The 23,496-nt window shown below is 40.2% G+C and carries 16 protein-coding genes; 6 read left to right on the top strand and 10 right to left on the bottom strand.

The genetic code is table 11. The annotated features are described in order from the left end of the window. Nucleotides 1–200: 200 nt before the first annotated feature. The 4 genes from KG708_RS05600 to KG708_RS05585 all read right to left on the bottom strand — a co-directional run bounded on the left by KG708_RS05600 (nt 201) and on the right by KG708_RS05585 (nt 5,756). On the bottom strand, nt 201–1,709 hold the full coding sequence (locus tag KG708_RS05600) for a SpoVR family protein (RefSeq protein WP_213608496.1): 1,509 nt from the start codon (nt 1,707–1,709) through the stop codon (nt 201–203). 18 nt (nt 1,710–1,727) lie between these two features. Next, nucleotides 1,728–3,011, bottom strand: a complete 1,284-nt coding sequence (locus tag KG708_RS05595) for a YeaH/YhbH family protein (protein WP_213608495.1) — start codon at nt 3,009–3,011, stop codon at nt 1,728–1,730. Nucleotides 3,012–3,042: 31 nt separating this feature from the next. Further along, nucleotides 3,043–4,965, bottom strand: coding sequence for a PrkA family serine protein kinase (locus KG708_RS05590; RefSeq protein WP_213608494.1), 1,923 nt, complete (start codon nt 4,963–4,965; stop codon nt 3,043–3,045). Between the two features lie 209 nt (nt 4,966–5,174). Continuing rightward, nucleotides 5,175–5,756: a Fe-Mn family superoxide dismutase gene (locus KG708_RS05585; protein ID WP_213608493.1), complete on the bottom strand. Its 582-nt coding sequence runs from the start codon at nt 5,754–5,756 to the stop codon at nt 5,175–5,177. 264 nt (nt 5,757–6,020) lie between these two features. Here KG708_RS05585 and KG708_RS05580 point away from each other — a divergent pair, with 264 nt between their 5' ends. The 3 genes from KG708_RS05580 (at nt 6,021) to KG708_RS05570 (ending at nt 13,055) form a co-directional block, all read left to right on the top strand. Beyond that, complete coding sequence (locus KG708_RS05580; RefSeq protein WP_024602947.1) at nt 6,021–6,359, top strand: Grx4 family monothiol glutaredoxin; 339 nt, start codon at nt 6,021–6,023, stop codon at nt 6,357–6,359. An 813-nt stretch (nt 6,360–7,172) separates the two neighbouring features. After that, nucleotides 7,173–11,630 (top strand): glutamate synthase large subunit, encoded by a 4,458-nt coding sequence (gene gltB / locus KG708_RS05575; RefSeq protein ID WP_213608492.1) that lies wholly within the window; start codon nt 7,173–7,175, stop codon nt 11,628–11,630. A 9-nt stretch (nt 11,631–11,639) separates the two neighbouring features. Further along, nucleotides 11,640–13,055 (top strand): FAD-dependent oxidoreductase, encoded by a 1,416-nt coding sequence (locus KG708_RS05570; RefSeq protein WP_213608491.1) that lies wholly within the window; start codon nt 11,640–11,642, stop codon nt 13,053–13,055. Nucleotides 13,056–13,642: 587 nt separating this feature from the next. On the opposite strand, the gene recN is transcribed toward KG708_RS05570, so the two are convergent. The 3 genes from recN to nadK all read right to left on the bottom strand — a co-directional run bounded on the left by recN (nt 13,643) and on the right by nadK (nt 16,907). After that, on the bottom strand, nt 13,643–15,316 hold the full coding sequence (gene recN, locus KG708_RS05565; protein WP_213608490.1) for a DNA repair protein RecN: 1,674 nt from the start codon (nt 15,314–15,316) through the stop codon (nt 13,643–13,645). A 75-nt stretch (nt 15,317–15,391) separates the two neighbouring features. Continuing rightward, the gene (locus tag KG708_RS05560; RefSeq protein ID WP_213608489.1) at nt 15,392–15,949 is read right to left on the bottom strand and encodes a hypothetical protein; all 558 of its coding nucleotides are present in this window, start codon (nt 15,947–15,949) and stop codon (nt 15,392–15,394) included. Nucleotides 15,950–16,022: 73 nt separating this feature from the next. After that, nucleotides 16,023–16,907 (bottom strand): NAD(+) kinase, encoded by an 885-nt coding sequence (gene nadK, locus KG708_RS05555; protein ID WP_213608488.1) that lies wholly within the window; start codon nt 16,905–16,907, stop codon nt 16,023–16,025. Between the two features lie 179 nt (nt 16,908–17,086). Between nadK and KG708_RS05550 the strand changes: the two genes are divergently transcribed. Next, on the top strand, nt 17,087–18,052 hold the full coding sequence (locus KG708_RS05550; protein ID WP_213608487.1) for an HrcA family transcriptional regulator: 966 nt from the start codon (nt 17,087–17,089) through the stop codon (nt 18,050–18,052). A 58-nt stretch (nt 18,053–18,110) separates the two neighbouring features. After that, nucleotides 18,111–18,722: a nucleotide exchange factor GrpE gene (grpE, locus tag KG708_RS05545; RefSeq protein WP_213608486.1), complete on the top strand. Its 612-nt coding sequence runs from the start codon at nt 18,111–18,113 to the stop codon at nt 18,720–18,722. A gap of 24 nt (nt 18,723–18,746) precedes the next feature. On the opposite strand, the gene KG708_RS05540 is transcribed toward grpE, so the two are convergent. Then, nucleotides 18,747–19,949, bottom strand: a complete 1,203-nt coding sequence (locus KG708_RS05540) for a Bcr/CflA family efflux MFS transporter (protein WP_213608485.1) — start codon at nt 19,947–19,949, stop codon at nt 18,747–18,749. Nucleotides 19,950–20,119: 170 nt separating this feature from the next. On the opposite strand from KG708_RS05540, the gene KG708_RS05535 reads away from it, so the two are divergent. Then, a complete protein-coding gene (locus tag KG708_RS05535) occupies nt 20,120–20,917 on the top strand; it encodes a M48 family metallopeptidase (RefSeq protein WP_213608484.1) in 798 nt (265 codons plus the stop codon). A 67-nt stretch (nt 20,918–20,984) separates the two neighbouring features. Here the strand turns inward: KG708_RS05535 and KG708_RS05530 are convergent, their stop codons facing one another. Further along, nucleotides 20,985–21,779, bottom strand: coding sequence for a nucleoside-binding protein (locus KG708_RS05530; RefSeq protein ID WP_213608483.1), 795 nt, complete (start codon nt 21,777–21,779; stop codon nt 20,985–20,987). Between the two features lie 110 nt (nt 21,780–21,889). After that, a complete protein-coding gene (locus KG708_RS05525) occupies nt 21,890–23,203 on the bottom strand; it encodes a Na+/H+ antiporter NhaC family protein (RefSeq protein ID WP_213609308.1) in 1,314 nt (437 codons plus the stop codon). Nucleotides 23,204–23,496 lie beyond the last annotated feature (293 nt).

Raw genomic sequence — 23,496 nt, 5'->3', positions numbered from 1 at the left:
TCACCCTATAACGTTGTTAATTTTTTTCATTTAGAACAACTAGATATCAAAAATTTTGCCTAGTTATAGAGCAATTTTCTTATCGTTAAAATAGATCCCATATCCAAGCAGATTGGTATTAGTTCTTAACGATTAAAGTCATCAATGACATTAAACAGACGACACGCTCTGCCGTCCGCTAATTGATTATGTGTTTTACTCTATTGATAGCATGAATCATCAATTGGACATTGATCAATGGTTGAAATCTCACCAGAATTTGACTCCTGTTCCAGTTTTACCTTAAAGCCCCATAGTCTGTAAAGGTGTTTTAATACCTCCCCATGGGAGTTAGCCAGTGGAACGGCATTATGAGGTACATATCGTAGAGTTAAAGAGCGGTCGCCGCGTAAGTCAACATCGTAAACTTGTATGTTAGGCTCATGATTACTAAGGTTATATTGTGCAGAAAGTGCTTCTCTAACCGCTTTGTAGCCATTATCGTCGTGAATAGCGCCTATTTCTAAATGTGGGTTACTAGCATGGTCGACTATGGTGAATAATTTAAAGTCCCGAATCAGCTTAGGGGATAAAAATTGGCTAATAAAACTCTCATCTTTGAAATTTTGCATTGCAAAGTGCAGTGTCTCGAGCCAGTCACTGCCCGCATGCTCAGGAAACCAGCGTTTATCTTCTTCTGTCGGATTTTCACAAATACGACGTATATCAACCATCATATTAAAACCTAGTGCATAGGGGTTAATACCGGAGTAGTAATCACTATTATAAGGAGGTTGATAAACAACATTAGTATGGCTTTGTAAAAATTCTAACATAAATGAATCTGTTAGTTTTCCCTCATCATATAAATGGTTCAAAATAGTGTAGTGCCAAAAAGTGGCCCAACCTTCATTCATTACTTGGGTTTGTTTTTGCGGATAAAAGTATTGTGATATTTTTCGCACAATACGCACAATTTCTCGCTGCCATGACTCAAGTAGAGGGGCATTTTTTTCAATAAAGTACAGAATATTTTCCTGTGGTTCATGAGGGAAATGGCGTTCGTCCTTTTTTGATTCTTGCTGTTGAGAAGGGATAGTTCGCCACAGATCATTAACTTGAGATTGCAGATACTCCTCACGTTCTTGCTGGCGCTTTTGCTCTTCAAATAATGAAATTCGCTGCGGACGTTTGTATCTATCAACGCCATAATTCATTAATGTATGACAAGAATCGAGTATGCTTTCTACTTCGGAAATACCGTATTTTTCTTCACAGCGGCTAATATAATTTTTAGCAAACAATAAATAATCAATAATTGAGCCTGCATCAGTCCAAGTTTTAAATAAATAATTACCTTTAAAAAATGAGTTATGCCCATAGCAAGCATGTGCCATAACCAGTGCCTGCATCGGAAGGGTGTTTTCTTCCATTAGGTAAGCAATACAGGGGTTCGAATTAATCACAATTTCATACGCAAGTCCCATTTGGCCGCGTTTATAATTTTGCTCCGTTTGAATAAATTTTTTACCATACGACCAGTGAGTGTAGCCAATGGGCATGCCTACACTTGAGTAGGCATCCATCATTTGTTCTGCGGTGATCACTTCAATTTGGTTAGGGTAGGTGTCTAGCTTATAGTGCTCAGCCACACGCGCTATTTCGTCTTGGTATTGTTGTAATAGTTCAAAGGTCCAATCGGGCCCATCACTTATTTGATTATCGTTCATAATGCTACCTCGCTTTGGCTATGCAGCCCCTTGCTGTTGACGACCTTTTTTAAATAGCTCCCTAAATATAGGGTAAATATCTTCAACACCTTGAATATGTTGGATGGCAAAATTACTGTTCGTTTGGCTAATGCTTTGATACTCGCGCCATAAGCTTTGATGAGCACGTGTGGTAATTTCTATATAGGCAAAATAGCGAACAGCTTTAAGTATTTTATTACGTAAAATGTGCCCACATTGGGGCGTATCATCGGCCCAATTATCGCCATCAGAAGCTTGTGCCGCGTATATATTCCACTCATCAGCGTTATAGCGCTCAGCTATTATTTCATTCATCAGTTTTAGTGCACTTGAAACAATGGTACCGCCTGTTTCTTGTGAATAAAAAAATTCTTGCTCATCAACTTCTTTAGCTTGGGTATGATGGCGAATATATACAACGTCGATGTCTTTGTAGCTGCGAGTTAAAAACTGATAAAGCAAAATGTAAAAGCGTTTTGCCATGTCTTTTGTTGCTTGATCCATTGAACCTGACACATCCATAATACAAAACATCACCGCTTTACTGGTTGGGTGTGGTTGCTTGTCGTAGTTACGAAAACGTAAGTCGTAATTATCGATAAAGGGCACGGTTTTTATTTGCTGTTTAAGTGTGTCGATTTCTTTTTGTAATAAGGCCACAGCGGCTTTATCACAGTGTGGTTGTTCAAGCAGCAGTGCTAGTTGCCCCTCAAGCTCGCTAAGGTGGCGTTTTTTACCTGCGGTCATTGCAATACGACGAGCTAGAGAGCCTTGTAATGAGCGCACTACATCAATATTACTGGGCATACCATCACTGCAAAAGCCAGCGCGATGGGTTTTCATTTGCACTAGCTTATCAAGCTGATTTTCTTGCAAATTAGGGAGTTCTAAATCCTCAAATAACAAATCAAGGTATTCATCTTTAGAGATAGAAAAAACAAATTCATCTTGGCCTTCGCCAGAGTCACTTGCTTCACCTTTGCCTGCGCCACCACCTTTGCTTCCTTTAGGGCGTTCTATTTTGTCGCCAGTAGAGAATTGATCGTTCCCAGGGTGTATTTGCTCTCTATTACCGCCTCTACCTTGATGAAAAGTAGGTTCATTAATATCACGCTGCGGAATAGAGATACTCTCTCCAGAGCTTGAATCAGTGACACTGCGTTTATTTATCGCATCAGACACCGCTTCTTTGATCTGCTTTTTATAACGCCTAATAAAACGCTGGCGGTTAACTGTGCTTTTGTTTTTGCCATTTAAACGCCTGTCGATAAAATGCGCCATAATGACCTCCTAAAAACTGCAATTATGAAGGTTATTGCGATTTTCTAACCCGTAAATACCACTCAGATAGCAAGCGCACTTGTTTTTGCGTGTAGCCTTTTTCAACCATACGATTAACAAAGTCCTCATGCTTTTGCTGATCTTCAGCTGATGTTTTTGCATTAAATGAAATAACAGGGAGTAAGTCTTCCGTGTTTGAGAACATTTTTTTCTCAATAACCGTGCGTAGTTTTTCATAACTTGTCCACAGCGGATTTTTGCCATTGTTATGAGCGCGAGCACGCAGTACAAAGTTAACAATTTCATTTCTAAAATCTTTAGGGTTTGAAATACCTGCAGGTTTTTCTATTTTTTCAAGCTCAGCGTTGAGTGCATCACGGTCAAATAATTGCCCTGTATCAGGGTCGCGGTATTCTTGATCTTGAATCCAAAAATCAGCATAAATAACGTAGCGGTCAAAAATATTTTGGCCATATTCTGAATATGACTCTAAGTACGCGGTTTGTAGCTCTTTACCTATAAACTCAACATATTGTGGAATTAAATAGCCTTTTAAAAAGCTTAAATAACGTTCTTCAACCTCGGCACTAAATTGTTCACGCTCAATTTGTTGCTCAAGCACATAAAACAAATGCACAGGGTTAGCGGCCACTTCGGTGGTGTCAAAGTTGAATACTCGCGATAAAATCTTAAACGCAAAACGGGTTGAAAGACCGGTCATGCCCTCATCAACACCAGCGTAATCACGATACTCTTGATAAGACTTCGCTTTTGGGTCGGTGTCTTTAAGGGTTTCACCATCGTAAACTCGCATTTTAGAGTAAAGACTTGAGTTTTCCGGCTCTTTTAAGCGCGAAAGAGTGGTAAATTGGGCTAAAATTTTAAGTGTACCTGGCGCACAGGGGGCGTTGTAAAGCTCACTGTGTTCAATCAGCTTATCGTAAATTTTAATTTCTTCGGTCACTCGTAAGCAATACGGGACCTTAACAATATAAACACGGTCTAAAAAGGCTTCGTTGTTTTTATTGTTTTTAAAGGTTTGCCATTCTGATTCATTAGAGTGGGCGAGTATCATGCCGTTAAATGGCAGGGCGCTTATACCTTCTGTGCCGTTATAGTTGCCCTCTTGTGTGGCTGTTAGTAGTGGGTGTAACACTTTTATAGGGGCTTTAAACATTTCCACAAATTCCATTAAGCCTTGGTTGGCTAAACATAATGCGCCTGAATAGGCATAAGCATCTGGATCATTTTGTGCAAAGTGTTCAAGCTGGCGAATATCGACCTTACCGACAAGAGCAGAAATATCTTGATTGTTTTCATCTCCGGGCTCTGTTTTAGCAATCGCAACTTGATTTAAAATTGATGGGAAGCGTTTAACCACTCTAAATTGACTAATATCACCATTAAATTCTTGTAAACGTTTTGCGGCCCATGGCGACATTACCGTTTTGAGGTAACGAGACTTAATTCCATATTCTTTTTCGAGTAGGCTGGCATCTTCAACGGGATCAAATAATGACAGCGGATGGTCATTAACTGGAGAGCCCTTAATTGCATAAATAGGCACTTGTTGCATTAAATACTTTAGCTTTTCAGCAATCGATGACTTACCGCCACCCACCGGACCAAGCAAGTAAAGCACTTGTTTACACTCTTCTAAGCCTTGTGCCGCGTGTTTTAGATAAGAAACAATTTGCTCAATGGCGTCTTCCATACCATAAAAATCGGCAAATGCAGGGTAACGTGCAACAACACGGTTCGAAAATAAGCGACTTAAACGGGTATCGGTAGCGGTATCTACCATTTTAGGCTCGCCAATGGCCATCAGTAATCTTTCCGGTGCACTGGCATAAGCAGACTTATCGGTTTTGCAAATTTCTAGAAACTCAGCAACACTGTACTCTTCTTCTTGTGTTGATTCATAACGTGCTTGGTAGTGATCAAAAATAGTCATAATGACCTCCGAAACCTACTTGGAAAATGTATTCACTGTTTAAAGTCTAGTCACGAATTTAAATTTTTGTGCAATAAAATTAAAAATTTATATGAAAAATGATCATGATGCGCTTTTAGAAAACAACCTACGTATAAAGGGAATCAAATAAAGTAGCGGGCATAAAAAAAGACGCCTAAGCGTCTTTTTAAAGATTAGTTTAAAACTAATTATGCGAAGTTAGCGTTCGCGAATTCCCAGTTAACTAGTGACCAGAAACCATTAAGGTAATCTGGACGCACGTTACGGTAATCAATGTAGTATGCGTGTTCCCATAAATCCACTGTTAGGATTGGTGTAACACCTGCATCTGTTAATGGTGTTGCAGCGTTAGATGTATTAACGATGTCTAGTGAACCATCAGCTAGTTTAACTAACCACGTCCAGCTCGAACCAAAGTTATTTACTGCTTTGTCGTTTAACGCGTCTTTAAATGCGTCAAATGAGCCCCATTTAGCGTTAATTGCATCAGCAATTGCACCTGTTGGAGCGCCACCGCCATTTGGAGATAGGCTGTTCCAGTAGAAAGTGTGGTTCCAGATTTGAGCTGCGTTGTTAAATACACCGCCTTCTGAAGAACATACGATCTCTTCAAGTGATTTACCTTCAAACTCAGTGCCTGGGATTAAACCGTTAAGTTTAGTCACATAAGTGTTGTGGTGTTTACCATGGTGAAATTCTAACGTTTCTTGTGAAATATGTGGCTCAAGTGCATCAATTGCATACGGTAGTGACGGTAGTTCAAATGCCATTTTTTATCTCCATCTTCTTTTGGTTGATAGTCTATTTAGTAATACGTAATGCCTGCGCAAACAGGGCACTTATCTATACCAAACAGGAATATAGTGTTACTATAATTGTTGAGTATTTTACTCAAGTTTTAGCAAACAGCAATGCTCTTGCTAAAGCTATTTAAGATTGAGGCTTTAATTGCCTATGTTAATCTATATATCTGAGGCCACAGTGAAACTTTTTCAAGGCCTAATGTGTTCGCTATCGTCATTTTGAGGTTGTAAATGGAAACCATCGATAAAATTAAACAGCAAATTGCTGAAAACCCAATCATCTTATACATGAAAGGATCACCAAAACTGCCTAATTGTGGTTTTTCTTCACAAGCATCACAAGCATTAATGTCGTGCGGTGAACCGTTTGCATATGTGGATATTTTACTTAATCCAGACATTCGTGCAGAGCTTCCTGCTTACGCTAACTGGCCTACCTTCCCGCAACTTTGGGTTGAAGGTGAGTTAATTGGTGGCTGTGACATTATCATTGAAATGTTTCAACGTGGTGAATTACAACCGCTGATCGCTGAAACAGCTGCAAAGCATAAACCTGCAGACGCTGAATAAGCGTTTAGGGTTAAGAAAAGCTGCTATAAGCAGCTTTTTTATGTCTAGCGTAAGCTTAAATAGCACTGAACCTGCCGATTTCACAATGGTATAGGCTTATTTGCCTATGATGAGGTTCAATTCTCTGCCGATCCAATAACCTGTCGATACAATACCCACCTTAATCAAGTTGATGAAATTAAAAATACTCCACGAGTAAACCGTGCTAGCTTACTCAAAAGCGAATCTGTTTTTACGCAGTCGAGTGACATGTCAACTTTTAGTATTTTGATTTTAAAGTGCTTTATATTTTATGTCTGTATTCATTGCAGTACTGTTTTTGCTTAGGTGGCCAAACAAAGTTTACCTGGAGGTAAGGCAGGTCCAACTTCATTCGATGCATAATATGAAAGCAAACACTGGTAACTATTAAATAATATATGCATTAATTTAAACCGCTGTAAAAAACTATTAATTAATTTGCTTGTAAAAGGTAATTATCAGCAAGTTAATAAAGAAGAAAATACGACAGTGAATAATTATTCATTATTTGCATGGTTTACGTTTACGTAAACTGTTTTTGATGGAGGTATTTTATTTACAAGTTCTTAAAAATAACACCGGTGTCATTAAAGTTTTCGATCCAATATCTGCTCAAATGTTAATATTTAGCATTATTTTATGATTTTTAATGAAGTTGAAATATATTCAATATAATGAATATGTATTCAGAAAAATATTGACTCAGGTTAGGAATAACGCTAATTTTGATCGTCTGTTAGCAAATCGTCGAGCCGTTCATCCACGTTAACAGTGCAGCAAGGGGAGGGGTCCATGTTATATGACTCAAAATTAGAAAAAGATAATTGTGGCTTTGGCTTAATAGCCCAAGTTAATAACCAAGCGAGTCACCGACTCATTCGTACGGCAATCACCGGTTTAGATCGCATGCAGCACCGCGGCGGTATATCTGCTGATGGTAAAACGGGTGATGGTTGTGGCTTGTTACTTCAAAAACCAGACAGCTTCTTTCGTTCTATTGCTGCTGAAAATAATTGGCATTTAGGTAAAAATTACGCCGTTGGGATGATTTTCCTCAATGCTGATCCGGTATTAGCACAAGCAGCTAAAGATGTTTTAAGCGAAGAACTAGAAAAAGAAACGCTTAATATTTTAGGTTGGCGTGTTGTTCCTACAGATCCATCAATGTTAGGACCTATAGCCCTAAAGCAATTGCCTGGGTTTGAACAAATTTTTATTAGTGCGCCTGAAGGTTGGCGTTCTAAAGACTTAGAACGCCGCTTGTATGTTGCACGTCGTCGTGCAGAAAAACGCTTGATGGATGATGAATCATTTTATATCGCGAGCTTATCTGGGCTAGTCACCATCTATAAAGGCTTAATGATGCCTGCTGACTTGCCAAATTTTTATCTCGATCTTGCTGATATTCGCATGACCAGTGCTATTTGTGTTTTTCATCAACGCTTCTCTACAAACACACAGCCTCGCTGGCCTTTAGCGCAACCATTTCGTTATTTAGCGCACAATGGTGAGATTAATACTATAGAAGGTAACCGCCAGTGGGCCCGTGCACGCTCTTATAAATTTGCTTCGCCGCTTATTCCTGATTTACAAAGCGCAGCGCCGTTTGTTAATGAAACAGGGTCTGACTCATCTAGCCTAGATAATATGCTAGAGCTGTTTTTAGCTGGTGGTATGGATTTATTCCGTGCGATGCGCATGCTAGTGCCGCCAGCATGGCAAAAAAACCGTGCTATGGATGACGACCTTCGCGCATTCTATGATTTTAATTCGATGCATATGGAACCGTGGGATGGCCCTGCAGGGATTGTTATGTCGGATGGTCGTTTTGCTGCCTGTAACTTAGACCGAAATGGTTTGCGTCCAGCGCGCTATATCATCACTCAAGATGGCTTTATTACTTTAGCGTCTGAAGTAGGGATATGGGATTACACCGCTGACGAAGTGGTCGAAAAAGGACGTGTTGGCCCGGGCGAACTCCTCGTTATTGATACTAAATTGGGTAAAATTTGGCATTCAGATGAAATTGACCAAGATTTAAAATCACGCCACCCTTATAAGTCGTGGTTAGAAGAAAACGTTAAACGATTAACGCCTTTTGAAGCACTTACCGAGCAAGATGCGGGCAATCGCTCATTTGATGATGAAACCCTTGTCAAATACCAAAAGATGTTTGGCTATACTAATGAAGAGCTAGACAGTGTTATTCGTGTTATGGGTGAAAATGGGCAAGAAGCCACTGGCTCAATGGGTGACGATACGCCGTTTGCCGTACTGAGTGAAGGGCACCGTTCACTTTATGATTATTTCCGTCAAAAGTTTGCTCAGGTTACTAATCCGCCAATTGATCCGTTACGTGAAAACCATGTAATGTCGCTTGCAACGTGTATTGGCAGTGAGCAAAACGTATTTAATGAAACAACAGGGCACGCTAAACGCCTGCAATTTGATACGCCTATTTTAATGTACGCCGATATGCAGCAGCTACTTAACGCCGATGAAGCGCACTACAGCTATTGTAAGATTGATATTACTTACACCGTAGAAGAAGGCCTTGAGAATGCGGTTAAGCGCATCTGTGACGAAGCACAAGCAAAAGCCGCATCTGGCTGCATTATGCTGGTATTAACGGATCGTAACTTTGATGACAATCAATTACCTATTCCTGCTGCTATGGCGGTGGGTGCGGTACAGAAACGCTTGGTAGATAATAACTTACGCTGTGAGTCAAATATTATTATTGAAACTGGCAGCGTTCGCGATGCGCATCAATTTGCGGTATTACTTGGATTTGGTGCAACCGCAATTTACCCGTATTTAGCGTACGAGTCACTTGTGGCTATGAGCGATACTAAGGTAATTAATAAGTCATACTGTGAAGTTACACTGGCTTATCGTCAAGCAATTAACAAAGGCTTGTACAAAATCATGTCTAAAATGGGCATCAGTACCGTGGCTTCATATCGTTGTTCAATGTTGTTTGAAGCGGTTGGCCTATCAGATGCGATTGTTGAGATGTGTTTTAAAGGCGTGGCGAGCCGTATTAAAGGGGCATGTTTTAGCGATTTTGATGAAGACCAGCAAAGCTTGCATAAACTGGCGCTTAGTAAACGTAAATTATTAAGCCATGGTGGCTTATTTAAGTACGTACATGGCGGCGAGTACCATGCTTACAACCCTGATGTGATTCAAACGTTACAAAAAGCAGTACGTAGCGGCGAGTACAGTGATTACAGCGAATACGCAAAGCTAGTTAATCACCGTCCAGTCGCGACTCTGCGCGATATGTTGGCTTTAAAACTTCCAGAAAAGGGTATAAGTATTGATGACGTAGAACCTGCAACTGAGCTTTATAAACGGTTTGACTCAGCGGCTATGAGTATTGGTGCATTATCGCCAGAAGCGCATGAAGCACTCGCAATTGCCATGAATCGTTTAGGTGGCTGCTCAAATTCTGGTGAAGGTGGCGAAGATAAGCTGCGTTACGGCACAGAAAAAAATTCACGTATTAAACAAGTAGCCTCGGGTCGTTTTGGTGTAACGCCGCATTATTTACGCAATGCGGATGTCATTCAAATAAAAGTGGCGCAAGGCGCTAAACCTGGGGAAGGCGGACAATTACCGGGTGAAAAAGTCACGCCCTATATTGCCAAGCTTCGTTACTCGGTACCGGGTGTGACACTTATTTCACCTCCGCCGCATCACGATATTTATTCTATCGAAGATTTAGCCCAGCTGATTTTTGACTTAAAACAAGTAAATCCGAATGCATTGATTTCTGTAAAACTGGTATCTGAACCGGGTGTTGGCACAATTGCAACCGGTGTAGCGAAAGCGTATGCCGACTTAATTACTATTTCAGGTTATGACGGCGGAACGGGTGCAAGTCCATTAACCTCGGTTAAATACGCTGGCAGCCCATGGGAGTTGGGACTTGCTGAAACACAACAAGCATTGGTAGAAAATGGCCTTCGCCATCGCATTCGCCTGCAAACAGATGGTGGTTTAAAAACGGGCCTTGATATCATCAAAGCGGCCATTTTAGGCGCCGAAAGTTTTGGCTTTGGCACAGGGCCTATGGTGGCATTAGGCTGTAAATACTTACGAATCTGTCACTTAAATAACTGTGCGACAGGTGTTGCAACACAAGACGAAACATTACGTCAAAAGCATTATCATGGTCTGCCAGAAATGGCGATGAACTACTTTAAGTTTATTGCTCAAGAAGCGCGTGAAATTATGGCAAGTTTAGGGGTTGCAAACCTAACCGATTTAATTGGTCGCTTAGACTTACTCGAAGCCATTGAAGGCAAAACAGCGAAGCAGCAAAAAATAGATTTATCAGCGGTTATCGCTCAGCCAAATAACCCAACAGGTGAAACACTGTTTTGCAGTGCACCAAATAGCTCGCATTATTTAGGTGAGTTAAATGAGAGCTTACTAGGCAAGGCACAAGAGGCAATAGATAACTCAAGCGGCATTTCATTAGTAAGTCGTATTTGTAATACCGACAGATCAGTAGGTGCCATGCTTTCTGGGTATATTGCTGATAAACACGGTAATCAAGGCATGGCCGCAGATCCGGTAGTTATTGAATTACATGGTACAGCTGGTCAGTCATTCGGTGTATGGAATGCTGGTGGCCTTGAAATGACTTTGGTTGGCGATGCTAACGATTACGTTGGTAAAGGCATGGCCGGCGGTAAGCTAGTTATTCGCCCACCATTGGGTTCGTCATTTGAAAGTCATAAAGCAACAATTATTGGTAATACCTGTTTATATGGTGCAACCGGCGGTAAATTGTTTGCAGCAGGATGTGCAGGCGAGCGTTTTGCTGTACGTAACTCAGGCGTGCAAGCCGTTGTTGAGGGCGTAGGTGATAACGGTTGTGAATACATGACCGGTGGCGTTGTGTGTGTACTTGGTAATGTAGGAGTGAACTTTGGTGCAGGTATGACCGGTGGTTTCGCTTACATTTTAGATGAACGAGGTGATTTTGAGAAACGCATTAACCCAGAGTTGGTTGAAGTGGTTACTTTAGATGACTTAAGTTCACATCAAGAGCATTTACGCGGCTTAATTGCCGATCATTTAGAGCTGACAGGCTCATGCAGAGCAGAAACTATTTTAGCTAACTTTGAACTTTATTTACCGATGTTCAAATTAGTAAAACCTAAATCAAGTGACGTAAAAAGTTTACTCGGGCACCGCGCTCGCAGTAGCGCCGAACTACGTGTTCAGGCGCAATAAGGGGGCAGTATGAGCGAAAATGTATATCAATTTATAGACGTGCAGCGTGTAGATCCACGCAAAAAACCAATCTCGTCGCGTAAAAAATCGTTCGTAGAAATTTATGAACCCTTTTCAGAAAATCAGGTTAATTCACAAGCGGATCGTTGCCTTGATTGTGGTAACCCTTATTGTGAATGGAAATGTCCAGTACATAACTATATTCCACAATGGTTAAAACTGATCCGTACAGGGCGCATTTTAGAGGCCGCTGAGCTATCGCACCGTACTAACAGTTTGCCAGAAGTGTGTGGACGAGTATGCCCGCAAGACCGCTTGTGCGAAGGCTCATGTACATTAGATGAAGAGTTTGGTGCAGTAACAATCGGTAATATTGAAAAATACATCACCGACACCGCGTTTAAAATGGGCTGGAAACCAGACATGTCCTATGTGACATGGACTGATAAAAAAGTTGCTATTATTGGCGCAGGGCCTGCGGGCCTGGGCTGTGCTGATATTTTAGTGCGTAATGGCGTTAAGCCAGTGGTATTTGACCGTCACCCTGAAATTGGTGGGCTGTTAACCTTTGGTATTCCTTCTTTTAAATTAGAAAAAGAAGTCATGCAAAAACGTCGCGAAATATTTACCGAAATGGGTGTTGAATTTAAGCTTAATGTCGAAGTGGGCAAAGATATTAGCATGGATGAAATACTTAATGAGTATGACGCCGTATTCTTGGGAGTGGGGACTTATCAGAGTATGCGAGCGGGGCTTGAGAACGAAGATGCACCGGGGGTGCATGATGCCCTGCCATTCTTAATTGGTAACACTAACCGTGTTATGGGTTACGATGAGTCTAAACAAGCCTGCATTGATATGGCAAACCAAAAAGTAGTGGTACTAGGTGGTGGTGATACAGCAATGGACTGTGTGCGTACCTCTATTCGCCATAACGCATTAAAGGTGACCTGTGCTTATCGTCGTGATGAAGAGAACATGCCCGGCTCAAAGCGTGAAGTAAAAAATGCCAAAGAAGAGGGCGTAATTTTTACTTATAACGTTCAGCCTAAAGGGATTGTACTTGATGACAAAGGTGCTGTAGCCGGTGTTAAAATGGTAAAAACTCAGCTTGGCGAAGCCGATGAAAACGGCCGCCGTCGCGCTGAGGAAGTACCGGGTTCAGAGCATATTATTGAAGCTACACAAGTGATTATGGCATTTGGTTTTAAGCCACATAAAATGGATTGGTTAGAGCAGTACGACGTAGAAATTAATCACTGGGGTGGTATAAATGCACCCGAGCATGGTGAATTTACCCATCAAACCACTAATCCTAAAATATTTGCGGGTGGTGATATTGTTCGTGGTTCAGACTTAGTGGTCACCGCTATATTTGAGGGACGTAACGCTGCAGAAGGTATTATGGATTATTTAAAAGTGTGAATGATTCCTTTGTTAGCATTGAGTCAAAAGCAAACCTTAGGGTTTGCTTTTTTATTCCCTCAGTTTTACAAACAAGGATAAATATTTATGGTTCACATAGTCGGTGTTTAAGGTCTATAAAAAGGGACGTAGGTTTTGACCTAGCTATATTTTACAATTATGAGATTTTACATATAAAAATGCCCGTAATACATAGATTGCGAGCATTTTTAAACGCGCTGTTAATCCATCGAGAAGTGATCAAGGCTCGGTTTTACCCTGGCTTGTCGGCGCTTCACGCTTTTATAACAAATAAAGTTACAAACAAGCTGTATGCTAATTACCAACCAACTAAGTGTTATCAAGCCATTAATAGTTGTGCTGCTAAAAGCTAGCATAACAGCAATAACAATATGTACAATTAATGCCATATTTAAAAAACGATATAAACTTTGCTTAAATTGTGTGTGTTTAAACTTACTAAAAATAGCCAAAAGTATACTGACCACTAATAGCAACCAGTTAATTGCTAAGCCAAAATAAATGACCGTTGTTTGCATTAAGGTATCCCCACCGTGTTAAGGTAACGCGCAATAGAGCGATTAACTTTATCCGTGCGCTTTTATAAGCTCTTTCGCGTTTGCTTTAGCTGTTTTACTAATATTATCACCACCTAGTAATCGAGCAATTTCATTTACTCGGCCATCTTTATTCAGTGCCAGCATATGCGTAAATGTTTCACCGTCTGCAATTTCTTTGGCAACAAAAAACTGCTGATGAGCGCTACTGGCCACTTGCGGTAAATGGGTCACACAAATTACTTGCGTAGACTTACCTAGTTGGCGCAGTAGTTTACCAACAGCAGCAGCTGTTGGACCAGAAATACCCACATCTACTTCATCAAATATTAAAGTAGGGGTCGTGACTTTTTGCGCAATAATAACCTGTATAGCCAAACTAATGCGTGACAATTCACCACCAGAGGCTACTTTTGCTAAAGGTTGCAATGGCTGCCCAGGATTTGTTGATACTAAAAACGAAACGTTATCAAAGCCTAAGCTATTTGGAGAGCGATCATTTTGTGCTGTAAGGGCTATTTCAAATACGCCATTTTCCATCGACAGATTAGCCATACTTTCACTTATTAAGCTATTCAATGTATTGGCGTATTGGTGTCGGCTAGCGCTTAACTCTTCGCTGGCGTGTTGGTAATCCTCAAGAGCATGTTCAATTTCTATTTTAAGTTGCTCAAGACGTGAGCTGTTATTACTTATAGAGTCAAGTTCTTGTGTAATAGTTTGGTGAAACTCTACAAGCTCTTGTGGCTTTATATGGTGTTTTCTAGCTAAATCCATCGCGCCACTAAGTCGGTTTTCTACTTCGGTTAAGCGAGCAGGATCTAAATCAGCTTGTTCAGTGTAATTTCGTATTTCTCTACTTGCTTCTTCAACTTGAACGGCGGCTTCTGATAATAATGTTGCCACACTGGCTAAGCTTTCATCATACTGTGCAAGTTCAGTAAATTGTTGGGCGCTGTGCTGTAAAAGGGAGCACGCATTTTGTTCATCACTTTCATATAAATGCTGCAACTCGCGCTGGCAGGCTTGCAATATAGTTTGGCTATTACTGAGTTTATAATGTTCGGCTTCTATTTGCTCAAATTCACCTGTTTGTAAGGCAAACTCATCTAGCTCTGCCACTTGGTATTCTAATAATTGTTTTTGCGCCGCTTGTTGTTGTTGCTGTTGTTCTAGCAGTTTAAATTCTTTTTGTAAATCAGCATAACGTTTATAGCGTTGGCTTACTGCATTAACTAAGTTGTGATGCCCTGCATAGGCATCTAATAGTTGTAGCTGATGCTCTGCCTTTAATAGGTGCTGGTGCGCATGTTGGCCATGAATAGAAATTAAATATTGGCCTAGCTCTTTTAGTTGTGCAGCGGTAACTGGGCTGCCATTAATGTAGCTTTTACTGCGACCATTTTTACAAACAACTCGACGAAGTAAACATTCGTTGTCGTCGTTATTAAGCATGTTCTCTTCTAAAAAAGCATGAGCGTGTGGTAAATTGCTTAAATCAAATTGTGCACTTACCTCTGCTTTATCAGTACCTGGGCGCACAGCAGACGCTTCTGCTCGCTCTCCAAGACACAATGATAATGCATCAATGGCGATCGATTTACCTGCTCCCGTTTCACCGGTGATAGCGGTCATACCCGAATGCCATTCAGTGCTTAAATTACTTACAATTGCAAAATTTTTAATTTCTAAACCAATTAACATACTGTTCATCCATCCAGTGAATTAACTGTTAATTTATACAGTGTTTTGTTTTTTTGCAAATTAAATTTTTAAATTTTAAGCGAGACTCGATTCAGTAGGTGTTGCTCTTTCTTCCTCATTAGAGATGATTTCATTATTAACCTCACTGTTATCAATTGGTTGTATTGTATCATCAGTTTTTAACTTTAAAATTAACGAAGGAAGAACTTCTTGGTAAAAATATTTATTATACAAAATGCCTTGTGCAGGCAATTGTGAAATAAAATAATCAGTGGTATCGGCAAATGCCTGAGCGTTATTATTTTGATATGTTTTTATCAGCTCTTCGTTAAGTATATTAATAAGTGAATTACACAATGCTTCTAGCTTATTTAAGTTCTCGTCTGTATGTGGCTGTACGACAAAAAAGTTACTGACGACAGCTTGAATTCGAGGAATATATTTAGGATTAATAATCTTAGCATCAAGTAACTCGCTTAGTTTTAATTTAAGGCGTGATTGAGTATTTACTAGGCGTTCGTTAAACAGCTTTTTCTTTGCTTCAATCGTTTTTTTACGATTACTCTCAATTAATAAGTAGCTGGCAAGTAAAGTGATTAATAATAATAAAGCAAGAAATACTACATAATTCATTGCTATGATTTCCCGATGATGATTTAGAGTTTAGCACGATATTTTGCTCTAAAGTTACTGGTTTGGCAATAACTTAGTATAAACGGCTACCCCAATTTAATTTTTTACGTAGTACATTATAATAAGAGTAATCTTTGGGATGAATTAAGCGTAATTTTTTATCAGCTTTGCGAATAACTACTTCATCACCGGGTAGTACGGCAAGTACAACATGGCTGTCGCAACTTACCTGTAAGCTGTCGGTATTTTCTAGGCTGAGCTTTAAACGTACTTCGTTATCGGCATCTACCACTAAAGGGCGGCTCGATAACGTGTGTGGGAACATAGGCACCAATGATATGGCATTAAGCTCAGGTGTTAAAATCGGCCCGCCGCCCGATAAAGAGTAGGCCGTTGAGCCAGTGGGTGTTGATACAATTAATCCATCAGAGCGTTGTGAGAAAACAAAGTCATCATTTATAAATGCTTCAAATTCAATCATATGGGCTACTTTATCTGCATGGAGTACAGCTTCATTAACCGCAGAATTCGCGCTTTTAAGCTCGTTATGACGATACACTTCAACTTCTAATAAAAAACGCTTTTCTTCAATGTAGTCGCCGCTAAGTACTTGCTCTAAACTGCCCTCAAACCCTTCGGGATTTAAATCAGTTAAAAAGCCTAAATTTCCCCTGTTTACACCGATCACTGCAATATCAAAACGAGCGAGTACTCTTGCAGCGCCAAGCATGTTACCATCTCCGCCTACAACAATTGCTAAATCTGCCCGCTCACCTAAATCAATGAGTTTTACGAGTTTGTCCTCAGGTACATCGCTAAGCTGGCTCCCTGTTCTTTTCTCCACAAGTACCTCAAAGCCTAAAGCCAATAAAAACGTATGTAATCGTTGTAGTGTAGTCGCTGCATTAGGGTGGTTTGGTTTACCAATCAGGCCAATAGTGATAAAAGGAGAGTCCATAATAAATTACACTGAGAGTTTCAATAATTGTAAGAGTAACCTAAAAAAGAAGTGTTTGAAAACACAGATTATTATTAATGACCAGTCGTTTTGATTAATTCACTGTAAAACTTAGTTTTGTTGTATAGGTGTTAATTTATCTACTTGAAATAATAATGTGTAGCCCCGATATACCAGTTATGTTCAAAGATGTAGATAACATGAAACTAAATCCTCGAGACCAGCAAATTTTTGCCGCTGTTATGAGCCTGTACTGTAATGGTGATGGCTTACCTGTGCCTTCAACAAAAATTGCAAAACAAAAAGGTATGGCGGTTTGCTCAGCGACTGTTCGCAACGCAATGGCACGCCTTGAAAAAATTGGCTTATTGTATTCACCTCACACCTCAGCTGGACGTGTACCAACGAATAATGGTTTTGACTATTGGTTTGAGGAGTTTTTTACCTTAAGTGAGATAGCCAATTTTTGGCAACCCGAACAGGCTGAATTGGTTGAACTTGCACATGGTCTAAGTCAGCGCTATCAGGTATGTTGTTGTGTTGGTTTGCCACAAGTCAGAACTCAGCAAGTATTCAGAGTAGAAGTGCTCGATTTTGATGCCAGTAATTGGCTCATCCTACTGTTAGATAGAGCAGGGCAAAGCCATAATATTTGTATTAATAAGCCACGTTACTGCGATAATAGTGAACGGTACGAATTTGCTACTTGGCTTAATACAGTGTTTAGTCAACAAACACTCATTGAAGGGTTGTACAGAATGCAGGCTATGGCTAATACCGCCCCTCGAAATTGTCATGACTCTTTGACTCAATGGACACGTGAGTTAAGTCAAAAATTAGGCTCAGACAACAGCATAGTGGTGGGCGAAAACTACCTTTATAAAAAAATAGATTGCGAGCAAAGTCTTAATATTGGCGTTTCATTTTTAAATTTTGTGGAAGATAAGCTCGCATTTAAAAATGGGGTCTCAATTCTCAGTGCTGAAAACTTACCTTTTAGCACCTGTGATGATCTCATTGTGATCACTGTGCCGTACTTTCAAAATCAGGAATATCAAAGTCGTTTTTGTGTTATTTGTCCGAAATCAGCGCAATTAGAGAAAATAATCCAAGAATTTAAATTATTAGAGCCATCGAGCTCTTGAATCTTTTTATTCAATCCCCATAATTATCGCAGTTGTAAAGAATTGGAGTGTATATTTTATGTCTGAGCAGACACAAAACCCAGAGCAAGAAGTAGAATTGAACGAAGAAGTAGCACAAATGGAAGCCGACGTTGAAGCTGCTGTAGAAGCCGCTGAGCAACATGCCGAGCAAGAGCAAAGCCCAGAAGCTGAAATTGCGATGTTGTATGCTGAATTAGAAGCGGCAAAGCAAACAATTGCCGATCAAAAAGACAGCGTAGTGCGTGCTGCTGCCGACGTTGAAAATATGCGTCGTCGGGCTGCACAAGATGTAGAAAAAGCACACAAATTTGCACTTGAAAAATTTGCAAACGAACTACTTCCTGTTATAGACAACTTAGAGCGTGCAATTGAGTTTTCAGATAAAGAAAACGAAACGCTTAAGCCTGTGTTAGAGGGCATTGATATGACAGTAAAAAGCTTTAACGATGCAGTGGCTAAATTTGGCGTTGAAATTGTAAATCCACAAGGTGAGCAGTTTAACCCAGATTTTCATCAAGCAATGTCGATTCAGCCAAGTAATGATGTGACCCCTAATACTGTGTTAGCAGTAATGCAAAAAGGTTACACATTAAACGGTCGTTTATTACGCCCTGCAATGGTTATGGTATCTAAAGCAGCTGATGCTTAATTAAGTATACAATTAAAAAATGCCTCATAATGAGGCATTTTTTTTGTCTTTAAAATAATGAACTAACTGCACTAGGATAGTGAGTACAACTGCACTGAACATTAAACTTGAAAATGGCACTGCACTTTGTGCATGTATCACTGCGAGTATGGGGCCTACTAATGCACCACTACCAAAACGTAAGGTGCCAATAACGGCAGTTGCGGTCCCTGTATTTTGCTCAAATCTCATTAAAATCAATGAATCTGCGTTACTCGCTATTATACCCAAGCTCATCATTAACGGGGCAATTGAGGCAACAATAAAGTAAAGTGATAGGTGCAAGACACTAAAGCTTAGTAACGCTGCACCAGAGATAAAACCACACACTAGGCCGTAATAAAGCATTTTACGAGAGCCGATACGCGGGACTACTCGAGTATTTAAAAAGTTACCAAACATCAGCGCCATTACATTAAAAGCGAATAACAGGCCAAACAATTGTTCTGATACTTTAAATAGGTCGAGGTAAATATAAGGGACGGACGTTAAAAAGCAAAAAAAGCCAAACGACACAAACATCGAGCTTAAAATATCGGCGCGGGCGTGCGTATTACTTAATACCACTTTATAACTTGAGAAGAATAATGCTAATCCTTTTCGCTCATTTTTAAATATTGGAATATCGATTAAGTAACGTTGCACAAAGAGTAAAATAACAAAGCTATAGGTCGCTAAAACAATAAAAATAGTCGACCACACCGAAAAGCCTAAAATAACCGAGCCGATAGAGGGGGCAAGTAACGGCGCTATCATCATGATCATAGACACGTAAGACATACCTTTAGCAGTATTTTTTTGATAGATGTGCCTAATGATCCCAGGGACGACAACTGTAGCGGCCGCGCCTGTAAATGCCTGTACAGCTCTTAACCCCCAAAAAGTATGCACTTCAGTGGTAAATGCTAATGCCAGTGAACTTAAGCCAAATAAACTGAGTCCTATTCGTGCCAGCATACGCCGGCCAATTTGATCGGCTATAGGGCCAAAAAACAACATGCCCAATGCATAACCCGCTAAATATATACTCAACGATATTTGAACATTTGGCATGCTGGTATTGAGGTCATTGGCAATTACCAGCATTGCCGGTAAATACATATCAATGGCTAAAGGCGTGATCGCGACAATACTGGCTAATAAAGGTAATAAAATACGGGTATTAAAAGAAGAAGCCGAAGCACTCATTTAAAAACTCAAAACAACGAATATAGGCGCAGCATTATAGCAGGGCAATAGCCTTGGATAAACTTAGTTTGCCTGCTAACTTAATTGTTTAATCGCAAAAAGCAAAGATTTTAAACTAATACCGCGTTTGCTATTCTATACTCAGTAACAAACTTTTTTAGGTTAACATAATGAAAAAATTGGTTTTGGCAGTTCTTGTCAGTACAGTATTAGCAGGTTGTAAAACATCACCAACTGGGCGCACGCAAATAGCACTCTACTCAGATCAGCAAATGACTCAAATGGGCACAGCGAGTTTTGCAGAGATGAAAAAAGCGCAGCCGGTAAATAAAGACCCAAAAGTAAACAGTTACGTCAACTGCATTGCTGAAAAAGTAGTGGCCGTGCTTCCTACAGAATATACATCTCAAAATTGGGAAGTGGTGGTATTTGAAGATGAGTCTGCAAACGCCTTTGCATTGCCTGGCGGTTATATTGGTGTACATACGGGGCTCTTAAAAATAGCAACAAATCAAGATCAAGTTGCCACTGTGATTGGGCATGAAGTAGGGCATGTGATTGCAGAGCACTCAAACGAGCGTATTTCACAAAGTTCATTATTGCAAACTGGTATGCAGTTAGGGGGAGCAGCACTTGAAATGGGCAACGTGCAGTACCGTAATGAAATTATGCAAGGTCTTGGTTTGGGCGCTCAATATGGTGTGGTTTTGCCCTTTAGTCGTTCACATGAGTCAGAGGCAGATACAATTGGTTTAGATCTTATGGCGCAAGCAGGATTTAACCCAAAAGAGTCTGTAACGCTGTGGCAAAATATGAGCCAAGCGGGCAGTGGGGCTACGCCAGAGTTTTTATCAACTCACCCAGCGCCAACGAGCCGTATTGCAAATTTACAATCGCAAATGAGTAAAGCGCTTAGCGAGCAAAAAATAGCTAAAGCACAAGGTAAAAATCCGCAGTGTAGGTTGTGATCAGCCATAAAAAAAACCTGTCTAATGACAGGTTTTATTTTTTATAATTAAAACATTCAATTATATATTAGAAAGTCCACTCTAAATGAACTTGCGGTACTGATTCACTAACATCAGTACCAAATTTATTGTGCCAGTATTGCCATTCCATACCCAACAGTAAGGTATTTTCTTTCATTTCTAGCGCATGGCCCATATCCCATACAATAATAGGTTGGGCTAAAAACCAAGCACGCACATCGTTACCAAACTCATCTTTACGCTCAGCTATGTACTCTGCATGGCCTTTTACGTTAAACTTTTGCGAGCCAATCATGAACGGGTAATCAAAGGCTACATCAAACATCCAGCTGTTAGTTTCAATGGGGGCACCGCCTTTTGCAACGCCTTGGCTATCATCTATATATGCAGTTATAAGTGTAGAAAAAAAGTTAAACCCGGGTACATCCCAGCTTAATTTTACGCCTGGTAAATATTTAACCACTTTGGCATCGCCTGCAGCATTTATACCCATGGTTAAGCCAACATCAACGAGCGCTCCTGACGCGACTTTTTCACTCATTACCGCAGATAGGCTAAGTGTAGAGTAACCTTCAAAATAAAAGTCTTGATCTTGAAAGCCATCATCGTTGCCGTCAGTACTGTAATCAATAAAGAAAAAGTTATCGCCATAATCATGCCCAGAAGCATGCTCAATTGAGTACACCGTGGTATTAGATTTTTGTTCAGTAAATGGGTTTTTGTGGTTGCCGTTGTTAATATGAAGCGCCGTGTTGCTCCAATTAGCGGCAGTCACGGTTGAACTCAAAGTACACGCACTGAGTGCAACGAGGGGAAGTAAGTTTTTAATTTTCATAACCATATTTTATGTGACACGCGAAAAGCGCGATTATAGCAAAAATGGTTTACTTGTTAATTATTTATTTTAAAACAGCGTACCGGCAACACCTTAATACGCTGTTCAAACAAAACTTACGCTTTATTGCGGCGCAGACAAATAACCGCAATGGCGCTAAAGGCTAAAATAAAGCAGTAGTAAGACGAGGTTGACACATCCCACGGGCTAATTTTAAATGTAGCACCCAGTAACAATGCTTGTGCGCCGTAAGGCAAACAACCTTGTACAACACAGGCAAAAATATCCAATAAGCTAGCAGAACGTTTAGCGCTAATTTCGCCATCCTCTGCTAGTTTTTTCGCAATAGGGCCGGTCACAATAATAGATACTGTATTATTGGCAATACACATGTTACTGGTAACAACTAGCGCCGCAATCCCTAATTGGTCGGCGACTTTACGGTGCCACTTTGCAATAATTTTAGTAATAGCTTGAATTTTTTGAGCAATATAGTCGAGACCGCCGTTAATACGGATAAACTCAGAAAGCCCACCAATAAACATAGACAGTAAAAATATTTCCTGCATCTCGCTAAAGCCTTTGTAAATATCTTTTACAAAGCTGGCACCTTCATAGCTACCGGTAAAACCCATTAACGCGGCAAACACAATACCGCTTAATAGCACTAAAAACACATTAAAGCCTAAAACAGCCAGTATTAAAATAAAGGCGTAAGGAAGAACTAACAAAATATCGTAGTCGTTGGTTTCTACAACCTGAGCTGCAGGCGTTAAGTATAATAGTAATGCAATGGTAAGGACTGCTGCTGGAATCGCAATTTTAAGATTTTCTTTAAACTTATCTTTCATTTCACAACCTTGTGTACGGGTAGCAGCAATCGTGGTGTCAGAAATTATTGATAAGTTATCACCAAACATAGCGCCAGATACAATGGTACCGGCCATTAAAGCAGGATCAATTCCTGTTTTAATAGATACCGCATAGGCAATTGGGCCAATAGCACCAATAGTTCCCATTGACGTACCCATCGCAGTAGAAATAACTGCCGCTATTAAAAACAAACCAGGCAGTAATAATGAAGGAGGGATAAGTGAAAGACCGGCATTAACAACCGCATCCACACCGCCGGTTGCACCTGCAACGGCAGAAAAAGCACCAGCTAGTAAGTATATGAGACACATGGTAATAATATTATTGTTACCCACGCCTTTAATAAAAGTTGCTACGCTTTGGTTAATACTGGCTTTATTTAAAATAAAAGCGAGAACAATCGCAGGTAAAATAGCGACCGGTGCTGGGAGTTGATAAAATGCATAATCAACCCCTTGAGATTGTAAATATAAGCCTGAGCCTAAAAAAATGGCCACAAAGGTGAGTAGGGGGAGCAAAGAAAACCTTGCTTTATTTTTATCAAATGATGGCTGCATCATAATCCTCGTTAATTATTCATAACAATCGAAGTCGATTGATATATTAAACAGCCAAAATATCCCTCTTTTAGCTGAATTTAGGTGTTTGTTTTACTATCTAACCAGATAAGTAACTCAACAGCGCCCGCAAGCCAAAGACCAAATCGGCGCAAAAAAGGAAGTTTAAATGTATAGATGGCTAAATGCAAAGACTATCTGTTATTATTATGAGGGTCTGTTGATCTTTCAAGGTTAAATTTGCAGCAGTCTGTTTGGTATTTAGGCAAGGCAGAGCCTATGTGGTGTGGTTG

It is taken from the genome of Pseudoalteromonas sp., from assembly GCF_018402495.1.
Classification (GTDB): domain Bacteria; phylum Pseudomonadota; class Gammaproteobacteria; order Enterobacterales; family Alteromonadaceae; genus Pseudoalteromonas.
The sequence above is the reverse complement of the archived record's forward strand: the minus strand, read 5'-3'. Positions and strand labels throughout refer to the sequence as shown.

Excerpts from the sequence above, each read along its gene's own strand:
- KG708_RS05600 (WP_213608496.1), bottom strand. The coding sequence starts at position 1,709 with ATGAACGATAATCAAATAAGTGATGGGCCCGATTGGACCTTTGAACTA.
- KG708_RS05595 (WP_213608495.1), bottom strand. The coding sequence starts at position 3,011 with ATGGCGCATTTTATCGACAGGCGTTTAAATGGCAAAAACAAAAGCACA.
- KG708_RS05590 (WP_213608494.1), bottom strand. The coding sequence starts at position 4,965 with ATGACTATTTTTGATCACTACCAAGCACGTTATGAATCAACACAAGAA.
- KG708_RS05585 (WP_213608493.1), bottom strand. The coding sequence starts at position 5,756 with ATGGCATTTGAACTACCGTCACTACCGTATGCAATTGATGCACTTGAG.
- KG708_RS05580 (WP_024602947.1), top strand. The coding sequence starts at position 6,021 with ATGGAAACCATCGATAAAATTAAACAGCAAATTGCTGAAAACCCAATC.
- gltB (WP_213608492.1), top strand. The coding sequence starts at position 7,173 with ATGTTATATGACTCAAAATTAGAAAAAGATAATTGTGGCTTTGGCTTA.
- KG708_RS05570 (WP_213608491.1), top strand. The coding sequence starts at position 11,640 with ATGAGCGAAAATGTATATCAATTTATAGACGTGCAGCGTGTAGATCCA.
- recN (WP_213608490.1), bottom strand. The coding sequence starts at position 15,316 with ATGTTAATTGGTTTAGAAATTAAAAATTTTGCAATTGTAAGTAATTTA.
- KG708_RS05560 (WP_213608489.1), bottom strand. The coding sequence starts at position 15,949 with ATGAATTATGTAGTATTTCTTGCTTTATTATTATTAATCACTTTACTT.
- nadK (WP_213608488.1), bottom strand. The coding sequence starts at position 16,907 with ATGGACTCTCCTTTTATCACTATTGGCCTGATTGGTAAACCAAACCAC.
- KG708_RS05550 (WP_213608487.1), top strand. The coding sequence starts at position 17,087 with ATGTTCAAAGATGTAGATAACATGAAACTAAATCCTCGAGACCAGCAA.
- grpE (WP_213608486.1), top strand. The coding sequence starts at position 18,111 with ATGTCTGAGCAGACACAAAACCCAGAGCAAGAAGTAGAATTGAACGAA.
- KG708_RS05540 (WP_213608485.1), bottom strand. The coding sequence starts at position 19,949 with ATGAGTGCTTCGGCTTCTTCTTTTAATACCCGTATTTTATTACCTTTA.
- KG708_RS05535 (WP_213608484.1), top strand. The coding sequence starts at position 20,120 with ATGAAAAAATTGGTTTTGGCAGTTCTTGTCAGTACAGTATTAGCAGGT.
- KG708_RS05530 (WP_213608483.1), bottom strand. The coding sequence starts at position 21,779 with ATGGTTATGAAAATTAAAAACTTACTTCCCCTCGTTGCACTCAGTGCG.
- KG708_RS05525 (WP_213609308.1), bottom strand. The coding sequence starts at position 23,203 with ATGCAGCCATCATTTGATAAAAATAAAGCAAGGTTTTCTTTGCTCCCC.